Genomic DNA, 22,673 nt, shown 5'->3' on the forward strand with positions numbered 1-22,673 from the left:
TGCCCCCACCCCTACAACGCTTCCCCCGATGGCTCCCGGGACCGCCCGACCGCTTCACCGGCTTTGCGGACAGCGACGTCCTCGAACCGGTTGAGGTAGGGCCGAGGTTCTCCGGCGACCACGGCGGCCAGCAGATTGACCGCGTCGCGGCCGAAAGTCCACGGCGCGAGGTCCACCGCTGTGATCCGCGGATTCCCCAATTCCGTTGCCGGATCGGCGCTCAACGACGCCAACCCGAATCCCGGACCGACCGGCGTGCCGCCTGACTCGAGGATGCCGATCGCCCGCCCCGCGAAGCCCTGCGGAGCGCATACCAGCGCGTCCACGCCGGCGGGGGTGACGGCCGAGCGCACGGCGGCGCTCAACTCTTCCGCGTTGGCGTCGAGCGAGCAATCGAACGCCGACGGTTCCACCGCGCGGGCCACGCACCAGTCCAGGTAGCTTTGCCGCACATCGTCGGCCCACGAGGAATAGAACTGCCGATTCGAACCCACGAAAGCCGGCCGCTGGAAGCCACTTTCGTGCAAATGGTCGAGCACGATACGGGTGAGTTCGCCGTGTGGGGCTTCGATGACCGCCACGACCGCATCGGCCAGGGATGTGGGTGGCCGCCCCGCCGTCACCATGGGGATGCCGGCATCGGCCAAGCGCTCGAGCATGGGATCACCGGGCAACGGGTCGACGGCCAGCACCCCGTCTACCTGGAAATGCCGTGGCCCGACCTCGGCCTCGCGGGCGAACAACGTCAGATCGGCGTCGTGTTCGGCCGAACCGTGGGCGGCCCCGAACGCGAACTCCATGTAGAAGTGGAAGTTCCGCGCGATCGGCGGAATGTAGATACCGAACGCGCCGAGCCTGCTGCCGCGCAATTGCCGGGCGGCGCGATTGGTGACGTAGCCGAGCTCGCGGGCGGCCGCGGCGACGCGTGCCGCGGTGGCGGCGGAAACCCGTCCGCCGCCGTGCAGCGCGTCGGACACCGTTGTCTTCGAGAGGCCGACGTGGCGGGCGACCTCGATGATCGTCACCCGCCGTGCAGTCATGACCTCATGGTAGCCAGGCGACGATTTCGAGCGCTGCACTTGACACCGGCGCCTCGGGCCACCAGTCTCAACGAATGCCGGAACGTTCCGGCACAAGGAGGCAGACATGATGTCCCACGGCGCCGTGCGCCCCCCGAAGACCCGGCGAGCGAAGATCATCATCGCGATCGCCACCCTCGATTTCGTGCTGCTGCAGTTCCCACCCCTGACTTGGGTCCTCGGGCACGGCGCGGTGTGGTACTTCCTGATCACCTCCCTCATCGCGGTGATCTCCCTGCCGATCATGTACGTCCTGGACAGCTCCGCCGGCGAGGACTGACATGAACATCCTCATCGGGTACGGCGGCGTCATCGCCTTCCTCGGGATTCTGTTCGTGGTGCTCGAACGGACCAAAGGCAGCACCAGCTTCAGCGAATATGCCACCGCGGGAAGATCTTTCGGCCCGGTCTTCTCGGCCATGGCGTTCGTCAACACCTGGCTGCCCGGCACCATCTTCATCGCCTTCGCGGGCTATGCGGCCAGCGCGGGTGCCATCGGCTTCTATTTCGTCTCCTACTCGATCCTGGCCGTGGTGCTGATGTTCCTGTTGGCCAAGCCGGTTCACCGGTGGGGCAAGCAGTTCGACCTACGCACCCAGGCCGACTTGCTGGGGCTTCGCTATGGATCCACCACGGTGCGGGTCGTCGCCGCGGTCATCGGTGTCATCGCGTCGTTCCCATGGATCGTGCTCGGCATGCAGTCGCTGACGCTGGTGTTCAGCTACCTGTCCTTCGGTGCGGTGCCCGCGGCCGCGGCCACCCTGATCGGCATCGCCGTACTGATGCTGCGGCAATGGTGGACGGTGCGGCTCGGCGCGCGCGGCCTGGTCACCGGCGACCTGGTGCAGGGCATCCTCGCCTACCTGGTCGGCACGGCGCTCATCGTCGGCCTGCTCACCTGGCTGGTGACCAACGGCCACGGTTTCGCTGAGGTGCCACCCGCGTTCTTCACGCTGCCGGGCCCGGGCAGCGACGACGGACCGCTGTACCTGTTCGCCCTGATCGCCACGGGCACCCTCGGAGGCTGGTGCTGGCCGGACATCTTCGTGCGGCTATTCGCCTCCAACAGCACCCGCACCATCAAGCGAGCTGCCGTGCTGGCCTCACCGCTGCTGCTGATCTTCGGCTCCTCGCTGTGCCTGCTGGCCATGGCTGCCTCCACGCTGCCCGGGGTCTCCGATGCGCGTGACGAGGTGTGGTTTCTCGCCGCTGCAGTGGGTGGACCGGTGATTCTCACCTTGGCTGGGCTGTGCGTGCTGGCTGCGACCATGGGCAATGTCGGGGCGAACCTGCAGGCGCTCGGCGCCCAGGTGGCCAACGACATCGTGGGCGTCACCCGCGGCGCTCGTGTCGAGGATGCCCGCACCGGCAAGATCGCCGTCGGCATCCTGACGTTGGTGGCCGGTGCGGTGGCGGCGGCCACCACCGACGCGCTGTCCTCCGGCATGGTGGTCCTGGCCCAGATCTCCTATCAAGGCATCGTGCAGTTGGCGCCGACGGTGCTGCTCGGCATCTTCTGGCGGCGCGGCAACGCGGTGGCGGCCTGCTCGGCCATGGTGCTGGGCTTCGCGACCGCCTGCGCACTGCAACTGATGTATCCGATCGCCATCCCGCCTCTCGGCGGCCTGACCTCGGGTATCGCCGCGCTGGCCGTCAACTTCGCCGTCTATGTCGGCGTGTCCTACCTACTGCCCTCCTCACCTGACGAAAAGCTCAGGGTCGACCGGCTTTTCGACTCACTCCACGCCCCGGAAATGGTTCAGGAACAATGACCGCACAACGCAGGACCGGCTACATCTGGCACGAGCGCTACGCCTGGCACGACACCGGCACCCATGTCGGGATCGCGCCCGCCGGTGGCTTCAACCAGCCGCACATGACGTTCGAGAGCGCCGAATCTAAGTCCAGAATGGCTGGACTGGTGGAAGTCTCGGGAATGATCGACGAATTGGTCCGGATCAAGCCGCGGCTGGCATCGCGCGCGGACCTGCTGAGGGTGCACGACTCCGGCTACGTGGACCGCGTCGAACGCGACAGTGCCGACCGCGGTGGTGACGGCGGGGACGGGTACACCCCATTCGGACCGGGGTCCTACGACATCGCCCGGCTGGCCGCCGGCGGCACCATCGCCGCCGCCGAAGCTGTGCTCACCGGGGCGGTGGACAACGCCTACGCGCTGGTCCGTCCCCCCGGACACCATGCCCGCCGGGACATGGGTATGGGCTACTGCTTGTTCTCCAATGTCTGCGTCGCAATCGAATACGTACGCCACCACCTCGGTGTGCGGCGAGCGGCCATCGTCGACTATGACGTGCACCACGGCAACGGTGCCGAATCCATCTACTGGGACGACGACGCCGTCCTCACGATCTCGCTGCACCAGGATCGGCTCTTCCCGCAGGACACCGGATCGGTCACCGATACCGGCAACGGCACCAACATCAACGTGCCGCTGCCGGCCGGCTCCGGCAACGGGGCGTACATCGGCGCAATCGAGCGTGTCGCCATCCCAGCCATCACGGCGTTCGAACCCGAGATCATCTTCGTATCGAGCGGATTCGACCCCAGCCCCGTCGATCCGCTGGGCTGCATGACGGTCACCTCCGGTGGCTTCAAGAACATCGCCGCGCTGCTGGTCGAGTTGGCCGGCACCGTGTGCGGCGGCAAGATCGTCTTCTCGCACGAGGGCGGTTACTCGCCGGTGCACGTGCCGTTCTGCGGACTGGCGGTGCTCGAAGCGCTCACCGGGCACGAGAGCGGGGTACCGGATCCGTTTGCACAGAGCTTCGACTCCTCACCCGCGCACCTGTTGCAGCCGTGGCAGAGCGCGGTGATCGAGCAGGCCGCCGTGATCGCCGGCGCGTTACGCATGTAGTGCCACGCGGCATGGCGTTGAACTGAACCACGTACTGACAGCAGAACACGGGAGTGGGCGCGACTGGCGCACTGGCTCAGATCTTCGGGCAGGTGGCAGCCGCATCCCGCAGCACCGCAGCCGAGGGCATGTCGACCGGTAGTCCATAGCCGCGCAGCACGGCGGCGAACTGCACCGCGTACTGACACCAGAACGCATGATTGGCCGGCATCCAGCGCGCGGGTTCGGCATCGCTCTTGTCCTGATTGGCCTGCCCCTCAACGGCGATCAGATTGGCCGGGTCGTTGGCGAAGCGCAGCCGCAGCGCATCCGTCCAGTTCCGCGCACCCAGATCCCAGGCCAGCGCCAACGGCACGATGTGGTCGATCTGCACCGCCGCACCGACCTGATTGCCGCGCACGAACGCGATCGCGTTGTCGGTGTACGGGTCGTGCAGCGTGCCGGTGGCCACCGCCTGGGGGCAGCGCTTGATCGCCACGTAGGTCTTGTCGACCAGGTCGCGGTTGAGGATGTCATTGCGGGTATCGCACCCGTTGTGCCCACCCGGAGCGTCGTTGAGGTCATCCCAGGCATCGCCGAACGCCGCGCGGCGATAGTCGTTACCCCGGACCCGCGCCGGGATCTCGGGGATCCCCGACAGGATGTCCACACCCGCTGCGACGGTGGGGATATCGGCATGCGCGAGCCTGCCCGCGTCGGTCTGGGTGAGCACCTGCACCGCGACGATGACCGCGAGCACCACCCCGGCCGCCAGCGGCCACAGCCGTCTCACGACATGTCCAGGTACTGCACTCGTTCGGTGTCGGTGAACTGCGCGGCCAGGACGTCGAGCCCGGGTTGGCGCGGATTGTCCTGGTAGGCAGCCTGACAGAACTCCCGGGCCGCCTCGATGATGTGCTGGTGGTCGGCCAGGGACAGAAACCGCAGGGTCATTCGCCTGCCGGACTGGCTGTAGCCCAGCACATCTCCCTCACGGCGCTCCTGCAGATCCAGATCGGCAAGGGCGAAACCGTCGAGCGTGCCGGCCACCGCACGCAGCCGGTCGGCGGCCTTGGTCGATTCCTTCGTCCTGGACACCAACAGGCACAGGCTCGGATGCTCGCCGCGGCCGATCCGTCCGCGCAGCTGGTGCAATTGGCTGATCCCGAATCGCTCGGCGTCCATCACCACCATGACGGTGGCATTGGGCACATCCACCCCGACCTCGATGACGGTGGTGCAGACCAGCACGTCGATCTGGCCCGCCCGGAACGCACTCATCACCGCGTCCTTCTCGTCGGCGGGCAGCCGGCCGTGCATCAGCCCCAGCCGCAGTGCAGACAGCGGGCCGTTGCGCAGGAACTCCAGCAGTTGCAGCACGGTGATGGGCGGCGGCCCCTGCTCGTTCTCCGATTTGTCGGACTCGTCGATGCGGGAGGCCACCACGTAGGCCTGCCGGCCGGCGGCCACCTCCTCCACGATGCGCGCCCACACCCGATCCAGCCAGGCGGGTTTGTCGGTGGTGAACACCGCGTTGGTGGTGATCGGCTGACGGCCGCGGGGCAGCTCACGCAACACCGAGGTTTCCAGGTCGCCGAACACGGTCAGTGCGATGGTGCGCGGGATCGGCGTGGCCGTCATGACCAGCAGATGCGGAGTGATCCCACCGGTTGCCTTGGCCCGCAGTCGGTCTCGCTGTTCGACACCAAACCTGTGCTGTTCGTCGACGACCACCATGCCGAGCTGATGGAACTCCACCGACTCCTGGATGAGGGCGTGGGTGCCGATCACGATGCCCGCCGCGCCGGTGGCGATCTCATCGCGGACCTGACGCTTCTGCTGCGGCGACATCGACCCGGTCAGCAGCGCGACCCGGGTGGCACCCTCGGGGGCGCCGAGTTCGCCGGCCGTCGCCAGCGGTCCGAGCACCGACCGCACCGAGCGGGCGTGCTGCACCGCAAGGACTTCGGTGGGGGCCAGCAGCGCGCACTGGTAACCCGCGTCGACCACCTGCAACATCGCCAGCACCGACACGATGGTCTTACCGGAGCCGACCTCACCTTGGAGCATCCGGTTCATCGGGCGGGCCTCGGCGAGGTCGGCGGAGATGACCTCGAGCACCTCACGCTGGCCGCCGGTCAGCTCGAACGGCAACTGCCGCAAGAGCGCCCCGGCCAACCCGTCATCTCGCTTCGGGGCGGCCGGACCGGTCTCACCGAGCTCGCTGTAGCGCCGGGACACCAGCGCCCATTGCAGGCCGACGGCCTCGTCGATCGCCAGCCGTTCCTGGGCCCGCGTGCGTTCGACCGCGTTCTCCGCCAGGTGAATCGCCCGCAACGCCTGGTCCTCGGAGATCAGATCCCATTGCCGCACAATCGCTTCCGGGAGGACTTCGGGGACCGGATCGAGCACGTCGAGCACCTGGCGCACGCACCCGTAGACATCCCAGCTCTGCACTTTCGCCGTTGCGGGATAGATCGGGAAGAAGTCACGCTCGAAGGCCGCCAGCAGGTCATCCCCCGCGGAGGCGTCGGCGATCGACTTCAGCGACTTGGTGCCGATGGTGCGCCCGCTCGGCGAGTCGAGGACCAGGAAGGCCGGATGGTCCAACTGCACTGTCTGGCGGAAGAATTTGACCTCCCCCGACATCATCAGCCGGGTGCCCGGCACCAGATCCTTGATCAGGTAATCGGCATTGAAGAAGGTCGCGGTCACCTCGGGACGGCGGTTGCCCAGTGTCACCCGCAGGTACATCCGCTGCCGCTTACCCGGCTGGCGCCGCATCGGTTTGGCCACCGCGTCGGTGATGACGTCGACGAGGGTGACATGGTCGCCCTCGGTAAGCTCGAGTTCCTCACCCTCCCCGCTGACCGACATGCCGTCGCTGTACTTACGCGGGAAATGACGTAACAGGTCGTTGACGGTGCGGAGTCCGAACGCCTCCTCCAGCTTGTCGGCGGCCTTGGCCCCCAGCACGTTGACCAGCCGTTCGCCCAGTGCGACCACCGTTACTCCACCCCGATCAGCAGTGCGTCCCCATGGTGGTCGGTGCGGTAACTGATCACCTCGGCACCGAGATGTCGCTCGTGCACATGCCTGCGCAACTGCTCACCCACCGCGTCGTCGATCCCCGCACCGATCAGGACGGTCACCAGTTCGCCGCCGGACGCCAGCAGCAGATCAACCAAACCCGTTGCAGCCGAGCCGATATCGTGGGCGACGATGAGCACCTCGTCACCGGTGATGCCGAGACCGTCGCCGGGTTTGCACGCACCCGCCCACGTCAGCGCCGACTCCGTGGCCACCCGCACCGCACCGTGCCTGGCGCCCGCCGCGGCCCGCGCCATGGCGTATCCGTCATCGACGGTCTGGCGGCCCGCGTCGTGCACCGCCAACGCGGCCAGACCCTGCACCATCGATGCGGCCGGCACCGGCACCACGTCGATACCCCAGCCGGTGGCCGCGGTGCAGCCGGCGACGAGTTCCTCAGCGGCGACAAAGCCGTTGGGCAACAACATCACCTGTTCGGCATCGGCCTCGACGAGCGCCCGGAGCAACCGCTGGGCGCTGATCGGCGCGCCGTCGTCGGGCCGTAACACCCGGGCGCCCTCACCGGCGAACAGTTCGTCGGCGCCGTCACCGTCGACCACCGCGAGCACCGCGCGGTCCCGGCTCCGGTGCGCATTCGGGTGGGCCCCGGTCAGCGCGGCGATCTGGATCCGGCTGAGCACGCCGGCCGCCAGCCCCGCCTCCACGGCCGCCCCGGCATCGTCGGTGTGCACGTGCACCGAATGGCTGCCGGCGGCCCCGCTGGAGGCGGCCGCGGCGATGGCCACCGAATCCCCCAGCTCGTCCAGTGCACCGCGCAGTCTGTCGACATCGCCCTGGCCGCATCCGCTGAGCAGATACATCACCTCGAACCGGGGAGTGGCCGACCCGGCGGAGACCTCGACGGGCGGGGTCGCCGGTTCGTACCGCTGCCGCCGTGGCGCGGTGCCGGTGAGGGTCATGGTCATGGCATCCAGCAGCACCAGCAGACCCCGGCCGCCGGCATCCACGACGCCCGCCTCGGCCAGCACGTCGAGTTGGTCGGGGGTCTTCTCCAGTGCGATCGCCGCCGCGTCGGCGGCCGATGCCACGACCACGCCCACCTCGGCGCCCGACGCGGCCGCGTCCTCGGCGGCGCCCGCGGCGGCCTGCAACACCGACACGATGGTGCCGGGCACCTCCTGGCCCATCGAGGCGACGACCAACCCCTCGGCGCGGCGCAGCGCCTCGGCCAACCCCGGTCCGTCGATCTCGGCGAGGCCGAGCCCGGCGGTGACCTCGGCGAGGCCTCGCAGAATCTGCGAGAGGATCACCCCGGAGTTGCCGCGGGCCCCGTGCAGGGCGCCGTCGGACAGTGCTGCGGCCACACCGGCGACTCCGGTGGCCCCGGTGACTATGTCCTGGCCGATCCGGTCGTCGGCCCAGACCACCGCGGCCCGCATGGTGAACAGCATGTTCGTCCCGGTGTCGGAATCCGCCACCGGGAAGACGTTGAGGCCGTTGATCTCGTCGGTATGGGTGATCAGGTGCCCGACGGCGTGGTGCGCCCAATCCCGCAGGCCGGCCGCGTCGAGCCGAACTCCCGAAATCTCGGCCACCTCACCTCCACTGACGCACGTTCAGACCGCGCCAGCCTAGCCACCGCACCCGACAATCCGGCGCGCTGCTGCACAGGTTGTGGAACGTTTTGGCGATCCGTCACCCCGGCCGGTATCCTGGTCAGGTTGTCGGGTCGACTCGCGACGCTTTGGCGGCGCAGCATCCAGACCCCCCAAGTACTGATACAAGGAGTTCTCGATATGGCTGCCGTGTGCGATATCTGCGCGAAGGGCCCCGGCTTCGGCAAGTCGGTGTCGCACTCGCATCGTCGGACCAACCGTCGCTGGGATCCGAACATCCAGACCGTGCGTGCCGTCGCCCGTCCGGGTGGCAACAAGCAGCGCCTGAACGTGTGCACCTCCTGCCTCAAGGCGGGCAAGGTCGCCCGCGGCTGATCTAGGCCGCACTCCGCGTCGATAGGCCGGTGGACTTCGGTCCGCCGGCCTATTTGCGTGCCTGCCTCATACCCCGTCGCTTCGCTCGCCCTGGCAAAATACCCCGTCGCTTCGCTCGCCCTGGCCTCACGGCAGACGCCAATCGATGGGATCGGCACCCAGCCCGGTCAGCAGCTCGTTGGTCCTGCTGAACGGCCGGGAGCCGAAGAATCCGCGGGACGCCGACAGCGGCGACGGGTGCACCGACTCGATCACCGCACAGTCACCCTCGGCCAGCATCGGCTTGAGGGTGGCGGCATCGCGTCCCCACAACACCGCGACGAGCGGCTGCGGCCGGGCCACCAGGGCCCGGATCGCCCGTTCGGTGACCGCCTCCCAGCCCTTTCCGCGGTGTGAGGCCGGACTGCCCGGCCGCACCGTGAGCACCCTGTTGAGCAGCATCACGCCCCGCTGCGCCCACGGGGTGAGATCACCGGTCGCGGGTACCGGGTGCCCCAGGTCGGTGCTGTACTCGTTGAAGATGTTGCCCAGACTGCGCGGTACCGGGCGGACATCGGGTGCCACCGAGAAGCTCAGACCCACGGCATGCCCCGGCGTCGGGTAAGGATCCTGGCCGACGATGAGCACCCGCACGGCCTCGAAGGGAAAGGTGAACGCCCGCAAGACGTTCTCGCCGGCCGGCAGATAACGGTGTCCGGCGGCCAGTTCCTCACGCAGGAATTCCCCGAGTGCCGTGATCTGCGGGGCCACCGGCTCGAGCGCGCGCGCCCATCCCGGTTCGACGAGTTCGGTCAGAGGGCGTGGTGTCACGAACGCCCAAACTAGCGTGTCTCGCGTTCAGAACGACTGCCAGCCCGCGCTTCCACGCCACGGCTCACCGTCGAGGTCCACGCCGGCGGCGCCGTCGAGCACACGCCCGATCGTGCGCCAGCCAGGTGGCGGCGCCCCGGCGAAGGTGGCCACCAGCGCATGGTCCTCACCGCCGCCGAGCACCCAGTCCCACGCGTCGTCGCCGGTGCCGGCGGCCACCGGGGCCAGCGCGTCGTGGTCGGCTCGCAGCGCCTGCCCGGACAGGTCGATGCGCACCCCGGAGGCCGCCGCGATATGCCCCAGATCAGCGGCCAGCCCGTCGGACACGTCGGTCATCGCGCTGGCGCCGGCCCGCGCGGCAGCCGCACCCTGCCCGTACGGCGGCTCCGGCACCAGATGCCGCCGGCGCAATTCGGCCGGCTCGCAGATTCCCTTGAGCCACAACGCATACCCGGCCGCCGAGCGGCCGAGCTCGCCGATGACCGCCACGATGTCACCGGGCCGTGCGGTATCCCGGCGTACGGGTTCGCGACCACCGAGGTCACCCAGGACGGTCACCGAGACGACCCACAGCGGTGCACTCACCAGATCGCCGCCGACGATCCCGGCGCCGAACTTCGCGGCCTCGGCCCACATCCCGTCGCTCATGGCGACCGCCGCCGCGGCCGGCGTCTCCTTGGGGGCCCCCAATGCCACCACGAACGCCGTCGGGGTGGCGCCCATCGCCTCGGCATCGGCGGCATTCTGGGCGATCGCCTTGCGGCCGATGTCGTACGGCGTGGACCAGTCCAGCCGAAAGTGCCGGTCCTGCACCAGCATGTCGGTCGACACCACGGTGCGGCCGTCGCCGGCCAGCACGATCGCCGCGTCGTCGCCGGGGCCCAGGGCCACCGACGGCGGTTGCGCACGTCCCGCCACGATCCGGTCGATGACGGTGAACTCCCCGACCTGCGCCAGGGTGGGCTCCCTGTCCGTCATCTCACCTGTCTCCACCCTGAACAGTCACGCGACCTGCGGTACGTTTGGTCCCTGCGACGCCGAGTCTATGTACTGGAATGGAGGGGACACCCGGTGGTGGAGGCTTTCATGCTGATTCAAACCGAGGTGGGCCGTGCCGAGGTCGTCGCCAAACAACTTGCCGGATTGCCCGGGGTGCTCTCCGCCGAGTACGTCACCGGGCCGTACGACGTGGTCGCCAGGATCGGCGCCGCCACCATGGCCGAACTGCATGACGGTGTTGCCGCACAGGTGCAGCAGGTGACCGGTATCACCCGCACCCTGACCTGCCCGATCGCCGACGGGGCCGCCCCATAGAGTTGCGGGGTGCCCGATCCCGATATCCAGGACGGTCCGCCCCGGGGCCTGATCATCGCGGCGGCCGGTGTCGCGCTGGCCGCAGTGGTCGTGCTGCTCAGCCTCGCCGCCATCCGCCAGACCGATCCGGCTCCCCGTCCGGTGGCGATCGCCGCCGCCCCGGCCCCGGCCGCCGACGGACCGCAGTGCGCGGCGCTGCTCGCGAGCCTGCCCGACCAACTCGGTGACTACCACCGCGCCGTGGCCGTCGAGCCGGTGCCCGCGGGTGCCGCCGCCTGGCAGCAGGAGTCCGCGAACACCGAACCGGTGATCCTGCGCTGCGGACTGGACCGGCCCGCCGATTTCGTGGTGGGGGCGCCGCTGCAGGTGGTCGACGAGGTGAGTTGGTTCGAGGTCAAAGGTGACGGCTCGAGCACCTGGTTCGCGGTCGACCGCGGGACCTACGTGGCGCTGACGCTGCCGCAGGGGTCGGGACCCACGCCGATCCAGCTGATGTCACGCACGATCGCGCAGGTGATGCCGGCGCAGCCGCTGAATCCCGGCCCGCCGGCCTGAGGCTCAACAGTGGCCCGCCGGCCTGAGGCTCAACAGCGCCCCGCCGCGCTAGCGCAGGCCGGTACCGCGGGCGACGGCCGTCTCGACCATCGTCGCCAACAGGGTGGGATAGTCCACGCCGCTGGCCGCCCACATCCGCGGGTACATCGAGATGGTGGTGAACCCGGGCATCGTGTTGATCTCGTTGATCACGGGCCCCTGCTCGGTGAGGAAGAAGTCGACCCGGGCCAGGCCCTGGCAGTCGATGGCGCGGAAGGCCCGCATCGACAGCTGCCGGATCTCTTCGGCGACGGTGTCGTCGACCTTGGCCGGCACGTCGAGTTCCGCGGCGTCCTCCAGGTACTTCGTGGCGAAGTCGTAGAAGCCGTCCTCACGGCCACGCACACCGGCCACCCGGATCTCGCCCACCGTGCTGGCCTCCAGGTGGCCGTCGGGGAACTCCAGCACCCCGCATTCGAGCTCGCGGCCGGGCACCGCGGCCTCGACGATCACCTTGGGGTCATGCGTGCGTGCGTGGGCGATGGCCGCGGGAAGCTGGTCCCACGCCGTCACGCGGCTGACGCCGATGGACGACCCGCCGCGCGCCGGCTTCACGAACACCGGCAGGCCCAGTCGTTCCCGGTCCTCCAGCTCCAGCGTGGCGTGGTGTGCGCGCAGCACCACCTGGTCACCGATCGGCAGGCCTTCGGCGGCCAGCAGCTTCTTGGTGAACTCCTTGTCCATACCGGCCGCACTCGCCAGGACCCCGGCGCCGACATAGGGCACCCCCGCCAGTTCCAGCAGCCCCTGGATGGTGCCGTCCTCGCCGTAGGGACCGTGCAGCACCGGGAAGACGACGTCGACGGCGGCCAGCAGGTCACCGGCGGACTCGTCCAGGGACAGCAGCTCACCCCGGCGGAGCGGATCGGCGGGCAGCGCCAGGGCGGTTCCGGAGGCTCCGGTCACCTCGGGCAGCGTGCCGTCGGTGATGGCCAGGGTCTCCGGGCGGCCGTCGGTGAGCACCCAGGATCCCTCGGGCGTGATCCCGACGGCGACCACCTCGAACCGTTCCGGGTCGAGGTTGCGCAGGATACTGCCGGCCGACACACACGAGATCGCGTGCTCAGAGCTGCGTCCGCCGTAAACGACGGCGACGCGGATACGGGCACTCACAATCAGGAGACGTTACCGGCTGGCGCCGCGGCGGGGAGTTTCAGCCCAGCGCGCTCTCGATATCGGCGACGATGTCGTCGGTGTCCTCGATACCCAGCGACAGCCGCGCGAAGCCCTCGCCGACCGGGTCACCCCAGCGGGCCCGGCGGTCCACGCAGGTGTGGATGCCGCCGAAGCTCGTCGCCGCCACCAACAGCGAGCTGCGCTCGACCAGGGCGTGGACGGCCGCCGCGTCCTCGAGTTCGACGGCCACCAGACCGCCGAAGCGCTTCATCTGTTCGGCCGCGACCCGATGCGAGGGGTCACCGGGCAGGCCGGGATAGCGCACCGACCGGACGGCGGGGTGATCGCGCAGCATCAGGGCCACCGCCGCGGCGTTGCGGCACTGCCGTTCGATCCGCAGACCCGCGGTGCCCAGACTGCGCAACACCAACCACGCCTCGAACGGCCCGAGCACCGGCCCGGACAGCAGCCGATCCCGCTCGATCCGGGCCATCAGCTCGTCGTTGCATCCGGCCACGTACCCCGCCAAGAGGTCGCTGTGCCCCGACAGCGCCTTGGTGGCGCTGGCGACCACGAGGTCCGCGCCCAGCGACAGCGGTTGCAGACCCAACGGTGTCGCGGCGGTGTTGTCCACCACCAGAGTGCTCCGGCGGCCCCGGCAGATGGTGGCCAGGCGGTGCAGATCGACCACATCCAGCGTGGGGTTCACCGGTGTCTCGGCCAGCACCACATCGGCCCCTTCGGCCGCATCGCACATCTGCGCCGCGGTCGCTTCGACAACGTTGACCCCTTGCCGGGCAAGGTATTCGGCCGCGTACCGGCGGACCTGATAGTAGCCGTCGGCCGGCACCACGAGCGTGGTCTGCGGCCCGGTCAGCACCCGCAGCACCGAGGTGATGGCACCCATCCCGGAGCCGTAGGTCAGCGCGGCGGACGCGCCTTCCAACTCCGCCAACGCCGATTCCAGTTGACGCCAGGTCGGATTCGACACCCGACCATAGGTGTCCAGATCCCCGGATTCGTCGGCCGCCAGGTGGTAGGCCGAGGCCGGAACCGGCGCGGGTGCGATCGGAGCACCCGGACTCGCATGGCCGCCAACGACTTTGACCGTTCGGGTGGAATCCCCGTATGTCCCGCCCATGCCGGCCTACTCCGGTTTGGTGCTGCGCCCGAGCAGCAGCATGACGGCGTCGGTGACGGACAACCCGCGGTGGCAGACCTGGTGGACGGCATCGGTGAGCGGCATCTCCACGTCATAGCTGGACGCGAGTGCGAGCACCGACCGGCACGAGGTCACCCCCTCGGCGACGTGCCCTTCGGCGGCCGCCAGCGCGGATTCCATCGAACCGCCCAGCCCGAGACGCTCCCCGAAGGTGCGATTGCGCGACCGCGGCGATGTGCACGTGGCGACCAGGTCACCGACACCGGCCAGCCCGGCCAGGGTGGCGCCTTTGGCGCCCAACGCGATTCCCAGCCGCATGATCTCGGCCAGACCCCGGGTGATGATCGCGGCCGAGGTGTTCTCCCCCAGCCCGACACCCGCGGCCATGCCGCAGGCCAGCGCGATGACGTTCTTACAGGCGCCGCCGATCTCGGCGCCCACCACATCGGCATTGGTATACGGCCGGAAGTACGGCGTGGACAGGGCACGTTGCAGGGCCACCGCCCGGCCGGAGTCGCTGCAGGCGACCACCGTGGCCGCCGGTTGCCCGTCGGCGACCTCTTTGGCCAAGTTGGGCCCGGACACCACCGCGACCCGCGCCGGGTCGGCACCGGTGACCTGCACCACCACCTGACTCATCCGCATGAGCGTGTCCAACTCGATGCCCTTGGCCAGGCTCACCAGCGTGGCGTCGGCACCGATCAGGTGCTTCCAGTGCTCGAGATTGGCCCGCAGCGTCTGCGACGGCACCCCCAGCAGCACCGTGCAGGCACCGTCGAGCGCCTCGGCCGGATCGCAGGTGGCCCGGATGCTCTCCGGCAGCAACGTGTCCCCGAGGTAGAACGGATTGCGGTGGGTCGCGTTGATCTCCTCGGCGAGCTCGGGACGGCGCGTCCACAACGTCACGCCGTTACCGGCATCGGCAAGCACCTTCGCCAGCGCTGTTCCCCATGCACCGGCACCCATCACCGCGGCTTCGACCACGCTTCACCCTAGCGCGATCACCCCCGTGCGCCGGCCGGCTGGCAGGATGGCGGGGGTGGGGACACAGGTGGGCCTGGTGATCGCGGTCAAGCGGCTCAACGCCGCCAAGACCCGGCTGGCGCCGGTGCTGTCGGCGGCGGCGCGTGAGCGTCTGGTGCTCGCCATGCTGGCCGACACCATCTCGTCGGCGGCAGCGGTGCCCGCGGTGAGTTCGATCACGGTGGTGACACCGGACCCGGCGGCGGCCGCCGCCGCCGTCGAACTCGGCGCCCAGGCACTCGCCGATCCCACCCCCGACGGCCATCTCGACCCGCTCAACAATGCCCTGGCAGCCGCCGAAAGGTCCAGTGCGACAAAGGCGATGATGATCCTTCAGGGTGACCTGCCGGCACTGCGCACCGACGAGCTGAGCGATGCCATCACCGCGGCGGCAGCGCACCGGCGCAGCTTCGTCGGCGATCGCCACGGCACCGGCACCTCCGCACTGTTCGCCTTCGGCGCACCGCTCGACCCGCGGTTCGGCACGGATTCCGCACGCCGCCACGCAGATTCGGGTGCGGTCGAACTCACCGGCGATTGGCCGGGCCTACGCTGCGATATCGACACCCCCGATGATCTCGCCGCGGCGTTGCGCCTCGGCGTCGGCCCGGCCACCAGCCGGGTGATCGGCAAGCTGGCGTGTACGGGCACCGACTGTTAGTCGCGCCGCACTGGAATGCGCCGTGGCGATGCGCAATGATCGGTACATGACCGAAGCCGACACGCGACCCGCCGACGCCGAGTGGACGTCACCCGAGAACACCCCCGACGCGCCGCCCGCGGCGACCGCGGATTCGCCCGCGGACGCCCTGCCCGAGGATCGCTACCTCAACCGCGAACTGAGCTGGCTGGATTTCAACGCCCGGGTGCTGGCGCTGGCCGCCGACAGCTCGCTACCGCTGTTGGAGCGCGCCAAGTTCCTCGCCATCTTCTCTTCGAATCTCGATGAGTTCTATATGGTTCGGGTCGCGGGCCTCAAGCGCCGCGACGAGATGGGATTGTCGGTGCGCTCCGCCGACGGCCTGTCCCCTCGTGAGCAGTTGCGCCGAATCGGGGAACGTACCCAGCAGCTCGCCAGCAGACACGCCCACGTCTTCCTCGAGTCGGTGCGGCGCGGACTCGCCGAGCAGGGCATCATCATCGTCACCTGGAACGATCTCGACGAGCACGAGCGCGACCGGTTGTCGACCTACTTCCACGAACAGGTCTTCCCGGTCCTCACTCCACTGGCCGTCGACCCCGCACATCCCTTCCCGTTCGTGAGCGGTCTGAGTCTCAATCTCGCGATCACGGTGCGCCAGCCCGATGACGGCACCCAGCACTTCGCGCGAATCAAGGTGCCCGACAACGTCGACCGCTTCGTCGAACTGCCCGCCCGGGAATTGGACGACGGCACGGCCGGGCCGGTCCGCTTCCTGCCGCTGGAATCACTCATCGCGGCGTTCCTCCCGGTGCTGTTCCCCGGGCTGGACATCGTCGAGCACCACGCCTTCCGGATCACCCGCAATGCCGACTTCGAGGTGGCCGAGGACCGCGACGAGGATCTGCTGCAAGCCCTCGAGCGGGAACTGGCCCGGCGTCGATTCGGCTCACCGGTGCGCCTCGAGGTGGCCGACGACATGACCGAGAACATGCTCGAACTGCTGCTACGCGAACTCGACGTCCATCCCGGCGATGTGATCCAGGTGTCCGGTCTGCTGGATCTGTCCTCGCTGTGGCAGATCTACGGCGTGGACCGGCCCGACCTGAAGGACCGCCCGTTCGTGCCCGCCACACCACCGGCTTTCGGCGAGCGGGAGACGCCCAAGAGCATCTTCTCCACGCTGCGCGACGGCGACGTCCTGGTGCATCATCCTTACGATTCGTTCTCCACCACTGTGCAGCGGTTCATCGAACAGGCGGCCGCTGATCCCAATGTGCTCGCCATCAAGCAGACGCTGTACCGCACCTCCGGCGATTCGCCGATCGTCAACGCGCTCATCGATGCCGCCGAGGCCGGCAAGCAGGTGGTGGCGCTCGTCGAGATCAAGGCGCGCTTCGACGAGCAGGCCAACATCAAGTGGGCCAGGAAGCTGGAACAGGCCGGTGTGCACGTGGTGTACGGCCTGATCGGGCTCAAGACCCATTGCAAGACGGCGCTGGTGGTACGGCGCGAGGGCTCGGCAATAAGGCGGTATTGCCATATCGGTACCGGCAACTACAACCCGAAAACCGCGCGGCTGTACGAGGATGTCGGCCTGCTCACCGCCTCCCCCGAGGTCGGCGCCGATCTGACGGATCTGTTCAACTCGCTGACCGGGTACTCACGCAAGGAGTCCTACCGCAACCTGTTGGTCGCGCCGTTCGGCGTGCGCAGAGGCATCATCGAGCGGATCGAGCGAGAGATCGCCGCGACCCGGGACGGCGCCCGGGGCCGAATTCGCATGAAGGCCAACGCACTCGTCGACGAGCAGGTGATCGATGCGCTGTACCGCGCCTCGCAGGCCGGTGTGCACGTGGAGGTCGTGGTGCGTGGAATCTGCGCGCTCAAGCCGGGCGTTCCCGGCTTCTCCGAGAACATCGTCGTCCGGTCGATCCTGGGGCGGTTCCTGGAGCACTCGCGAATTATTCACTTCAATGCCATCAACGAGTTCTGGATCGGCAGCGCCGACATGATGCATCGTAATCTCGACCGCCGTGTCGAGGTCATGGCCCAGGTGAAGGATCCCCGGCTCACCGCGCAGCTCGATGACATCTTCGAGTCCGCAATGGATCCGGCCACCCGATGCTGGGAACTGCGTGCCGACGGTCACTGGACGGCAATGCCACTCGAAGGTCAGACCGTGCGCGACCATCAGGTGTCGATGATGGAACGTCATCGACATCCCTGACGGATTCCTCTCGCGCCGGTCGCCGCACGAACCACAGGAGTTGATGTGCAGAACACGGTGACCCGCCCGACGACGATCTACGCGGCGGGCGCGGTGCTGTGGCGGGAAAGCGGTGTGCGCACCGACGGTGTGCCCTCGGTCGAGGTCGCCGTCGTGCACCGGCCCCGCTACGACGACTGGTCACTGCCCAAGGGCAAGGTCGACCCGGGTGAGACGGAACCGGTGACCGCCGTGCGGGAGATCCTCGAAGAGACCGGGTACGCCTGTCAACTCGGCCGGCGGCTCGCCGCGGTGACCTACCCGGTGGTCGAGGACACCAAGAAGGTGCAGTACTGGGCGGCGCGCACCCTCGACGGGGAATTCATCCCCAATGATGAGGTCGATCAACTGCTCTGGCTTCCGGCCGCCGAGGCACTGGAACGCCTGCACTACCCCCATGACCGGAAGGTGCTGCGACGCTTCACCAAAGTGCCGGCGCACACCAGCACGGTGCTGATCGTCCGGCACGGGCGGGCGGGCCGGCGGTCCCGGTACAAGGGCGACGACCGGGAGCGCCCGCTGGACAAGCACGGTCGCGCACAGGCCGAATCCCTGGTGGGACAGTTGCTTGCCTTCGGCGGCGATCGCCTTTTCGCCGCGCCGCGGACCCGTTGTCATCAGACACTCACTCCCCTGGCCGAGGAACTCGGTGTGCCGGTCGACGACGAGCCGACACTCACCGAGGAGGCCTACAGCGACCGCCGCGGCCCCGGCCGCTCCCGCGTGCTGGAGATCGCCAACGAGTCCTCCGCTGCCGGCGGCATTCCGGTGATCTGCACCCAGGGCAAGGTGATCCCGGACCTGATCGCATGGTGGTGCGAGCGCGATGGCGTCAAACCGGACAAATCACGGAATCGCAAAGGCAGCACCTGGGTCCTGTCCCTGGCCGACGAACGCTTGGTGGCCGCCGACCATATCAGCAGCCCGCTCGCCAGCGATGACTGAGGTCTCAGACTAGACACACGGACGCGAAAACGCCGTGGATCGCGAGGATCCACGGCGTTGTCGTGTTGAGAGAAGTTCTCGCTACTTGCGGCCGCGCTTGACCGGAGCAGCCTTCTTGGCCGGAGCCTTCTTGGCCGGAGCCTTGGCGACGACCTTCTTGACCGGAGCGGCCTTCTTGACCGGAGCGGCCTTCTTCACCGGAGCAGCCTTCTTCACCGCGACGGCCTTCTTCACCGGAGCGGCCTTCTTGGCCGGAGCCTTCTTGGCAGCCGGAGCAGCCTTGGTCGCCACGGCCTTCTTGACCGGGGCAGCCTTCTTGGCCGGAGCCTTCTTGGCAGCCGGAGCAGCCTTGGTCGCCACGGCCTTCTTGACCGGAGCGGCCTTCTTGGCCGGAGCCTTCTTGGCAGCCGGAGCAGCCTTCTTGGCCGCAGTCCGCTTGGCGGGAGCCGCAGCCACACCGCGCTTCACGGCCGGGCCGTCGGCCGGGAGCTTCTGCGCGCCAGCGACAACCGCCTTGAACTGCGCACCCGGACGGAAGGCCGGAACCGAGGTCGGCTTCACCTTGACGGTCTCGCCGGTGCGCGGGTTACGCGCCACGCGTGCGGCGCGCCGACGCTGTTCGAAAACGCCGAAGCCTGTGATGGTGACGCTCTCACCCTTGTGCACAGCCCGCACAATCGTGTCGACGATGTTCTCAACCGCCGCAGTAGCCTGTCGACGATCGGTGTCCAACTTGGCTGTGAGTGCGTCGATGAGCTCTGCTTTGTTCATGCAAACCCTCCGAAGTCAGTGGTCCACTCTGGACCGACTAGAGGACACGGTAAACCCACATGCTGCAGATTTCCAAGAGCCACGCGCAGTTTCAGGCATAGCTGTGAAAAATTTCTGGATTCGGTTGCCCCACTTGAGCGGTGGTACGGGCGTCCGAGAATGTGGTTGCCGGGCGGGATTTGGGCCCCCGGGAGGCCCGATTTCAGACCGGCAGAGTGGTCGGTTTGAAACTCGGACGGCCCTGCTCGAAGGCCGAGATTTCAGCCTGTTTCCGCAGCGTAAGGCCTATATCGTCGAGTCCCTCGAGTAGCCGCCAGGCCGTGTAGTCGTCAATCTTGAACGGCAGCAGGACCGTTCCGGCGGTGATATTCCGATCTTGAAGATTCACAGTGATTTCCAGCCCGGGATTCTGCTCGATCAGTTTCCACAGGAGTTCGACGTCATCGTGTGTGACTTCGGCCGCCAACAGACCCGCCTTGCCCGCATTGCCGCGGAAGATATCGGCGAATCGGGGCGAGATCACGACCCGGAACCCGTAATCCATCAGCGCCCAGACCGCGTGTTCCCGTGACGAGCCGGTGCCGAAATCGGGGCCGGCCACCAATACCGAACCCTTGTCGAAGGGCGCCAGGTTCAGGATGAAGGACGGATCATTGCGCCAGGCGGCGAACAAACCGTCCTCGAAACCCGTTCGGGTGACCCGCTTCAGATATACCGCCGGAATGATCTGATCGGTGTCCACATTGGACCGCCGCAGCGGAACGCCGATTCCCGTATGAGTGGTGAAAGCGTGCATGACGAAATCTCCTTCTAGCGGCTCTGCGCGGCAGGCAGATCGGCGGGTGAGGACAGGGTGCCGCGAACGGCGGTGGCGGCGGCGACGGCCGGCGACACCAGATGGGTGCGCCCGCCCTTACCTTGACGGCCTTCGAAATTTCGGTTGGAGGTGGATGCGCAACGCTCCCCCGGCGCGAGCTGATCGGGATTCATGCCCAGACACATCGAACAGCCCGCCTGCCGCCACTCGGCGCCGGCGGCGGTGAAGATCGCCCCCAGGCCTTCGGATTCGGCTTGTGCGCGCACCCGCATGGATCCCGGGACGACGAGCATGCGCACCCCGTCGGCGACCCGGCGGCCGTCCAGGATCTCGGCCACCACCCGCAGATCCTCGATGCGCCCGTTGGTGCACGATCCGACGAACACGGTGTCCACGGCCACCTCGCGCATCGGGGTACCCGCCCGAAGGCCCATGTATTCCAATGCCTTTTCCGCGGCCTGACGCTCATCGTCACCCGACATCAGCTCGGGGTCCGGCACGGTGGCCGACAGCGGAACGCCCTGCCCGGGGTTGGTACCCCAGGTGACGAACGGGCTGAGCGTCGAGGCATCCAGGTACACCTCGGTGTCGAATTCGGCGCCCTCGTCGGTGTGTAACCGACTCCAGGCCGCCACCGCGGCATCCCAGTCGGCACCGGTCGGGGCGTGCGGACGACCCTTGAGGAACTCGTAGGTGGTCTCGTCGGGTGCGACCATGCCCGCCCGCGCACCGGCTTCGATACTCATGTTGCAGATCGTCATCCGGCCCTCCATCGACAGCGATTCGATGGCGCTACCCCGGTATTCGATGACATGCCCCTGTCCGCCACCGGTACCGATCTTCGCGATGACCGCCAGGATGATGTCTTTCGCGCTCACGCCGGGGGGCAACACACCGTCGACGTTGACCGCCATGGTCTTGAAAGGTTTGAGCGGAAGCGTCTGGGTGGCCAGCACATGCTCGACCTCCGATGTGCCGATGCCCATGGCGATCGCACCGAACGCACCGTGGGTGGAGGTATGACTGTCACCGCACACCACCGTCATACCGGGCTGTGTCAGACCCAGCTGCGGACCGATGATGTGCACGATGCCCTGTTCGACATCGCCCATCGGGTGCAACCGGATACCGAACTCCTCGCAGTTGCGCCGCAGCGTCTCCACCTGGGTGCGTGACACCGGATCGGCGATCGGCTTGTCGATGTCGATGGTCGGTACGTTGTGGTCCTCGGTGGCGATCGTCAGATCCGGCCGGCGCACCGGGCGCCCCGCGAGCCGCAGACCGTCGAACGCCTGCGGGCTGGTGACTTCGTGCACCAGATGCAGATCGATGTAGATGAGGTCGGGTTCCTTGGCCGCTCCCTCGCCGGGGCCGGGCACCACAACGTGGTCGTCCCACACCTTTTCGGCCAGGGTCTTCGGCTTCGTGGTCTGCTCCATGACAGTCTCGATTCGTGTTGGGGCGTCCTGCCGTGACGGGCTGGCTATCTCACGATACGGAACGCTAGTATCTCCCTATGAGACAGGATAGCGGCATCGGCGTCCTCGACAAAGCGGTGGGCGTGCTGCACACGGTGGCCGAATCACCCTGCGGCCTTGCCGAACTGTGCGAGCGGACCGGGTTGCCGCGAGCCACCGCACACCGTCTGGCCGCCGGCCTCGAAGTACATCGTCTGCTGGCCCGCGACCCGGAAGGCCGGTGGCGACTCGGCCCGGCCCTGACCGAACTCGCCGGACATGTCAACGACCCCTTGGTGGCCGCGGGCGCCGCGGTGCTGCCTCGCCTGCGCGAGATCACCGGCGAGAGCGTGCAACTGTATCGACGCGAGGGCACCGCACGGGTGTGCGTGGCCGCGCTGGAGCCGCCGGCCGGGCTGCGGGACACCGTGCCGATCGGCACCCGGTTGCCGATGACCGCCGGATCCGGCGCCAAAGTGCTGCTCGCCTTCAGCGATACGGCGACCCAGCAGGCGGTGCTGCCGTCGGCGATATTCACCGAGCGCACCCTTGCCGAAGTCCGCAAGCGCGGCTGGGCGCAGAGTGCGGCCGAACGCGAACCCGGGGTCGCCAGTGTCTCGGCACCGGTGCGCGACGGCCGCGGCGCGGTGATCGCCGCGGTGTCGGTGTCGGGGCCGATCGATCGGATGGGTCGCCGCCCGGGAGCCCGTTGGGCTGCCGATCTGTTGGCCGCCTCCGAGGCGCTGACCCGGCGGCTGTGAACCACCGGGCACTGCCGAA

General features: G+C 68.3%; 22 protein-coding genes. 10 read left to right on the forward strand and 12 right to left on the reverse strand.

Features of this window, described 5'->3' with window-relative positions:
* Positions 1–11 precede the first annotated feature (11 nt).
* A complete protein-coding gene (locus QN239_RS22120) occupies positions 12–1,040 on the reverse strand; it encodes a substrate-binding domain-containing protein (RefSeq protein ID WP_499013581.1) in 1,029 nt (342 codons plus the stop codon).
* A 106-nt stretch (positions 1,041–1,146) separates the two neighbouring features.
* Between QN239_RS22120 and QN239_RS22125 the strand changes: the two genes are divergently transcribed.
* From QN239_RS22125 to QN239_RS22135, 3 genes are read left to right on the forward strand one after another with little or no spacing between them, the layout of a single operon-like run.
* The gene (locus QN239_RS22125) at positions 1,147–1,359 is read left to right on the forward strand and encodes a hypothetical protein (RefSeq protein ID WP_499013584.1); all 213 of its coding nucleotides are present in this window, start codon (positions 1,147–1,149) and stop codon (positions 1,357–1,359) included.
* A 1-nt stretch (position 1,360) separates the two neighbouring features.
* Positions 1,361–2,851 (forward strand): sodium:solute symporter family protein, encoded by a 1,491-nt coding sequence (locus QN239_RS22130; protein ID WP_499013585.1) that lies wholly within the window; start codon positions 1,361–1,363, stop codon positions 2,849–2,851.
* Positions 2,848–3,954: a histone deacetylase-like amidohydrolase gene (locus QN239_RS22135; protein WP_499013588.1), complete on the forward strand. Its 1,107-nt coding sequence runs from the start codon at positions 2,848–2,850 to the stop codon at positions 3,952–3,954. The genes QN239_RS22130 and QN239_RS22135 overlap by 4 nt, the downstream gene beginning before the upstream one ends.
* A gap of 76 nt (positions 3,955–4,030) precedes the next feature.
* Here QN239_RS22135 and QN239_RS22140 read toward each other — a convergent pair whose 3' ends face one another.
* The 3 genes from QN239_RS22140 to QN239_RS22150 are packed head-to-tail and all read right to left on the reverse strand — an operon-like array spanning position 4,031 to position 8,570.
* Positions 4,031–4,726: an HNH endonuclease family protein gene (locus tag QN239_RS22140; RefSeq protein ID WP_499013590.1), complete on the reverse strand. Its 696-nt coding sequence runs from the start codon at positions 4,724–4,726 to the stop codon at positions 4,031–4,033.
* Positions 4,723–6,939, reverse strand: coding sequence for an ATP-dependent DNA helicase RecG (gene recG, locus QN239_RS22145; RefSeq protein WP_499013593.1), 2,217 nt, complete (start codon positions 6,937–6,939; stop codon positions 4,723–4,725). The genes QN239_RS22140 and recG overlap by 4 nt, the downstream gene beginning before the upstream one ends.
* A gap of 2 nt (positions 6,940–6,941) precedes the next feature.
* A complete protein-coding gene (locus tag QN239_RS22150) occupies positions 6,942–8,570 on the reverse strand; it encodes a fatty acid kinase ATP-binding subunit FakA (protein WP_499016925.1) in 1,629 nt (542 codons plus the stop codon).
* A gap of 210 nt (positions 8,571–8,780) precedes the next feature.
* Here QN239_RS22150 and rpmB point away from each other — a divergent pair, with 210 nt between their 5' ends.
* Complete coding sequence (gene rpmB, locus QN239_RS22155) at positions 8,781–8,975, forward strand: 50S ribosomal protein L28 (RefSeq protein WP_090356937.1); 195 nt, start codon at positions 8,781–8,783, stop codon at positions 8,973–8,975.
* 126 nt (positions 8,976–9,101) lie between these two features.
* Here rpmB and QN239_RS22160 read toward each other — a convergent pair whose 3' ends face one another.
* Both QN239_RS22160 and QN239_RS22165 read right to left on the reverse strand, forming a co-directional pair.
* Positions 9,102–9,785 carry a uracil-DNA glycosylase gene (locus QN239_RS22160; RefSeq protein WP_499013596.1) on the reverse strand — a complete coding sequence of 228 codons (684 nt, stop codon included), beginning with the start codon at positions 9,783–9,785 and terminating at the stop codon, positions 9,102–9,104.
* Between the two features lie 27 nt (positions 9,786–9,812).
* A complete protein-coding gene (locus QN239_RS22165; RefSeq protein WP_499013597.1) occupies positions 9,813–10,763 on the reverse strand; it encodes a thiamine-phosphate kinase in 951 nt (316 codons plus the stop codon).
* Positions 10,764–10,856: 93 nt separating this feature from the next.
* On the opposite strand from QN239_RS22165, the gene QN239_RS22170 reads away from it, so the two are divergent.
* A complete protein-coding gene (locus QN239_RS22170) occupies positions 10,857–11,099 on the forward strand; it encodes an Lrp/AsnC family transcriptional regulator (protein WP_187098927.1) in 243 nt (80 codons plus the stop codon).
* A gap of 9 nt (positions 11,100–11,108) precedes the next feature.
* A complete protein-coding gene (locus QN239_RS22175; RefSeq protein ID WP_499013598.1) occupies positions 11,109–11,654 on the forward strand; it encodes a DUF3515 domain-containing protein in 546 nt (181 codons plus the stop codon).
* 48 nt (positions 11,655–11,702) lie between these two features.
* Here the strand turns inward: QN239_RS22175 and QN239_RS22180 are convergent, their stop codons facing one another.
* From QN239_RS22180 to QN239_RS22190, 3 genes are read right to left on the reverse strand one after another with little or no spacing between them, the layout of a single operon-like run.
* The gene (locus QN239_RS22180; RefSeq protein ID WP_499013599.1) at positions 11,703–12,806 is read right to left on the reverse strand and encodes a D-alanine--D-alanine ligase family protein; all 1,104 of its coding nucleotides are present in this window, start codon (positions 12,804–12,806) and stop codon (positions 11,703–11,705) included.
* Between the two features lie 40 nt (positions 12,807–12,846).
* Entirely contained in the window at positions 12,847–13,950 is a 1,104-nt protein-coding gene (locus QN239_RS22185; protein WP_499013602.1) for a cystathionine gamma-lyase, read from the reverse strand.
* A gap of 6 nt (positions 13,951–13,956) precedes the next feature.
* Positions 13,957–14,955, reverse strand: coding sequence for an NAD(P)H-dependent glycerol-3-phosphate dehydrogenase (locus tag QN239_RS22190; RefSeq protein ID WP_499013604.1), 999 nt, complete (start codon positions 14,953–14,955; stop codon positions 13,957–13,959).
* A 46-nt stretch (positions 14,956–15,001) separates the two neighbouring features.
* Between QN239_RS22190 and cofC the strand changes: the two genes are divergently transcribed.
* Genes cofC through mutT1 form a run of 3 tightly spaced genes read left to right on the forward strand, consistent with a single transcriptional unit; the run spans position 15,002 to position 18,848 of the window.
* Entirely contained in the window at positions 15,002–15,655 is a 654-nt protein-coding gene (cofC, locus tag QN239_RS22195) for a 2-phospho-L-lactate guanylyltransferase (protein WP_499013606.1), read from the forward strand.
* A 46-nt stretch (positions 15,656–15,701) separates the two neighbouring features.
* A complete protein-coding gene (locus QN239_RS22200; protein WP_499013608.1) occupies positions 15,702–17,864 on the forward strand; it encodes an RNA degradosome polyphosphate kinase in 2,163 nt (720 codons plus the stop codon).
* Positions 17,865–17,909: 45 nt separating this feature from the next.
* Entirely contained in the window at positions 17,910–18,848 is a 939-nt protein-coding gene (gene mutT1, locus QN239_RS22205; protein ID WP_499013611.1) for an 8-oxo-(d)GTP phosphatase MutT1, read from the forward strand.
* A gap of 81 nt (positions 18,849–18,929) precedes the next feature.
* Here the strand turns inward: mutT1 and QN239_RS22210 are convergent, their stop codons facing one another.
* The 3 genes from QN239_RS22210 to leuC form a co-directional block, all read right to left on the reverse strand.
* Positions 18,930–19,619 carry an HU family DNA-binding protein gene (locus tag QN239_RS22210; protein WP_167158335.1) on the reverse strand — a complete coding sequence of 230 codons (690 nt, stop codon included), beginning with the start codon at positions 19,617–19,619 and terminating at the stop codon, positions 18,930–18,932.
* 202 nt (positions 19,620–19,821) lie between these two features.
* Positions 19,822–20,415, reverse strand: a complete 594-nt coding sequence (gene leuD / locus QN239_RS22215; protein ID WP_090356958.1) for a 3-isopropylmalate dehydratase small subunit — start codon at positions 20,413–20,415, stop codon at positions 19,822–19,824.
* Between the two features lie 14 nt (positions 20,416–20,429).
* Positions 20,430–21,875, reverse strand: a complete 1,446-nt coding sequence (gene leuC / locus QN239_RS22220) for a 3-isopropylmalate dehydratase large subunit (RefSeq protein WP_167158333.1) — start codon at positions 21,873–21,875, stop codon at positions 20,430–20,432.
* A 77-nt stretch (positions 21,876–21,952) separates the two neighbouring features.
* Between leuC and QN239_RS22225 the strand changes: the two genes are divergently transcribed.
* Positions 21,953–22,654, forward strand: coding sequence for an IclR family transcriptional regulator (locus QN239_RS22225; protein WP_499013615.1), 702 nt, complete (start codon positions 21,953–21,955; stop codon positions 22,652–22,654).
* Positions 22,655–22,673 lie beyond the last annotated feature (19 nt).

This window comes from Mycolicibacterium sp. Y3, from assembly GCF_051188035.1.
Taxonomy (GTDB): Bacteria; Actinomycetota; Actinomycetes; order Mycobacteriales; family Mycobacteriaceae; genus Mycobacterium; species Mycobacterium fluoranthenivorans.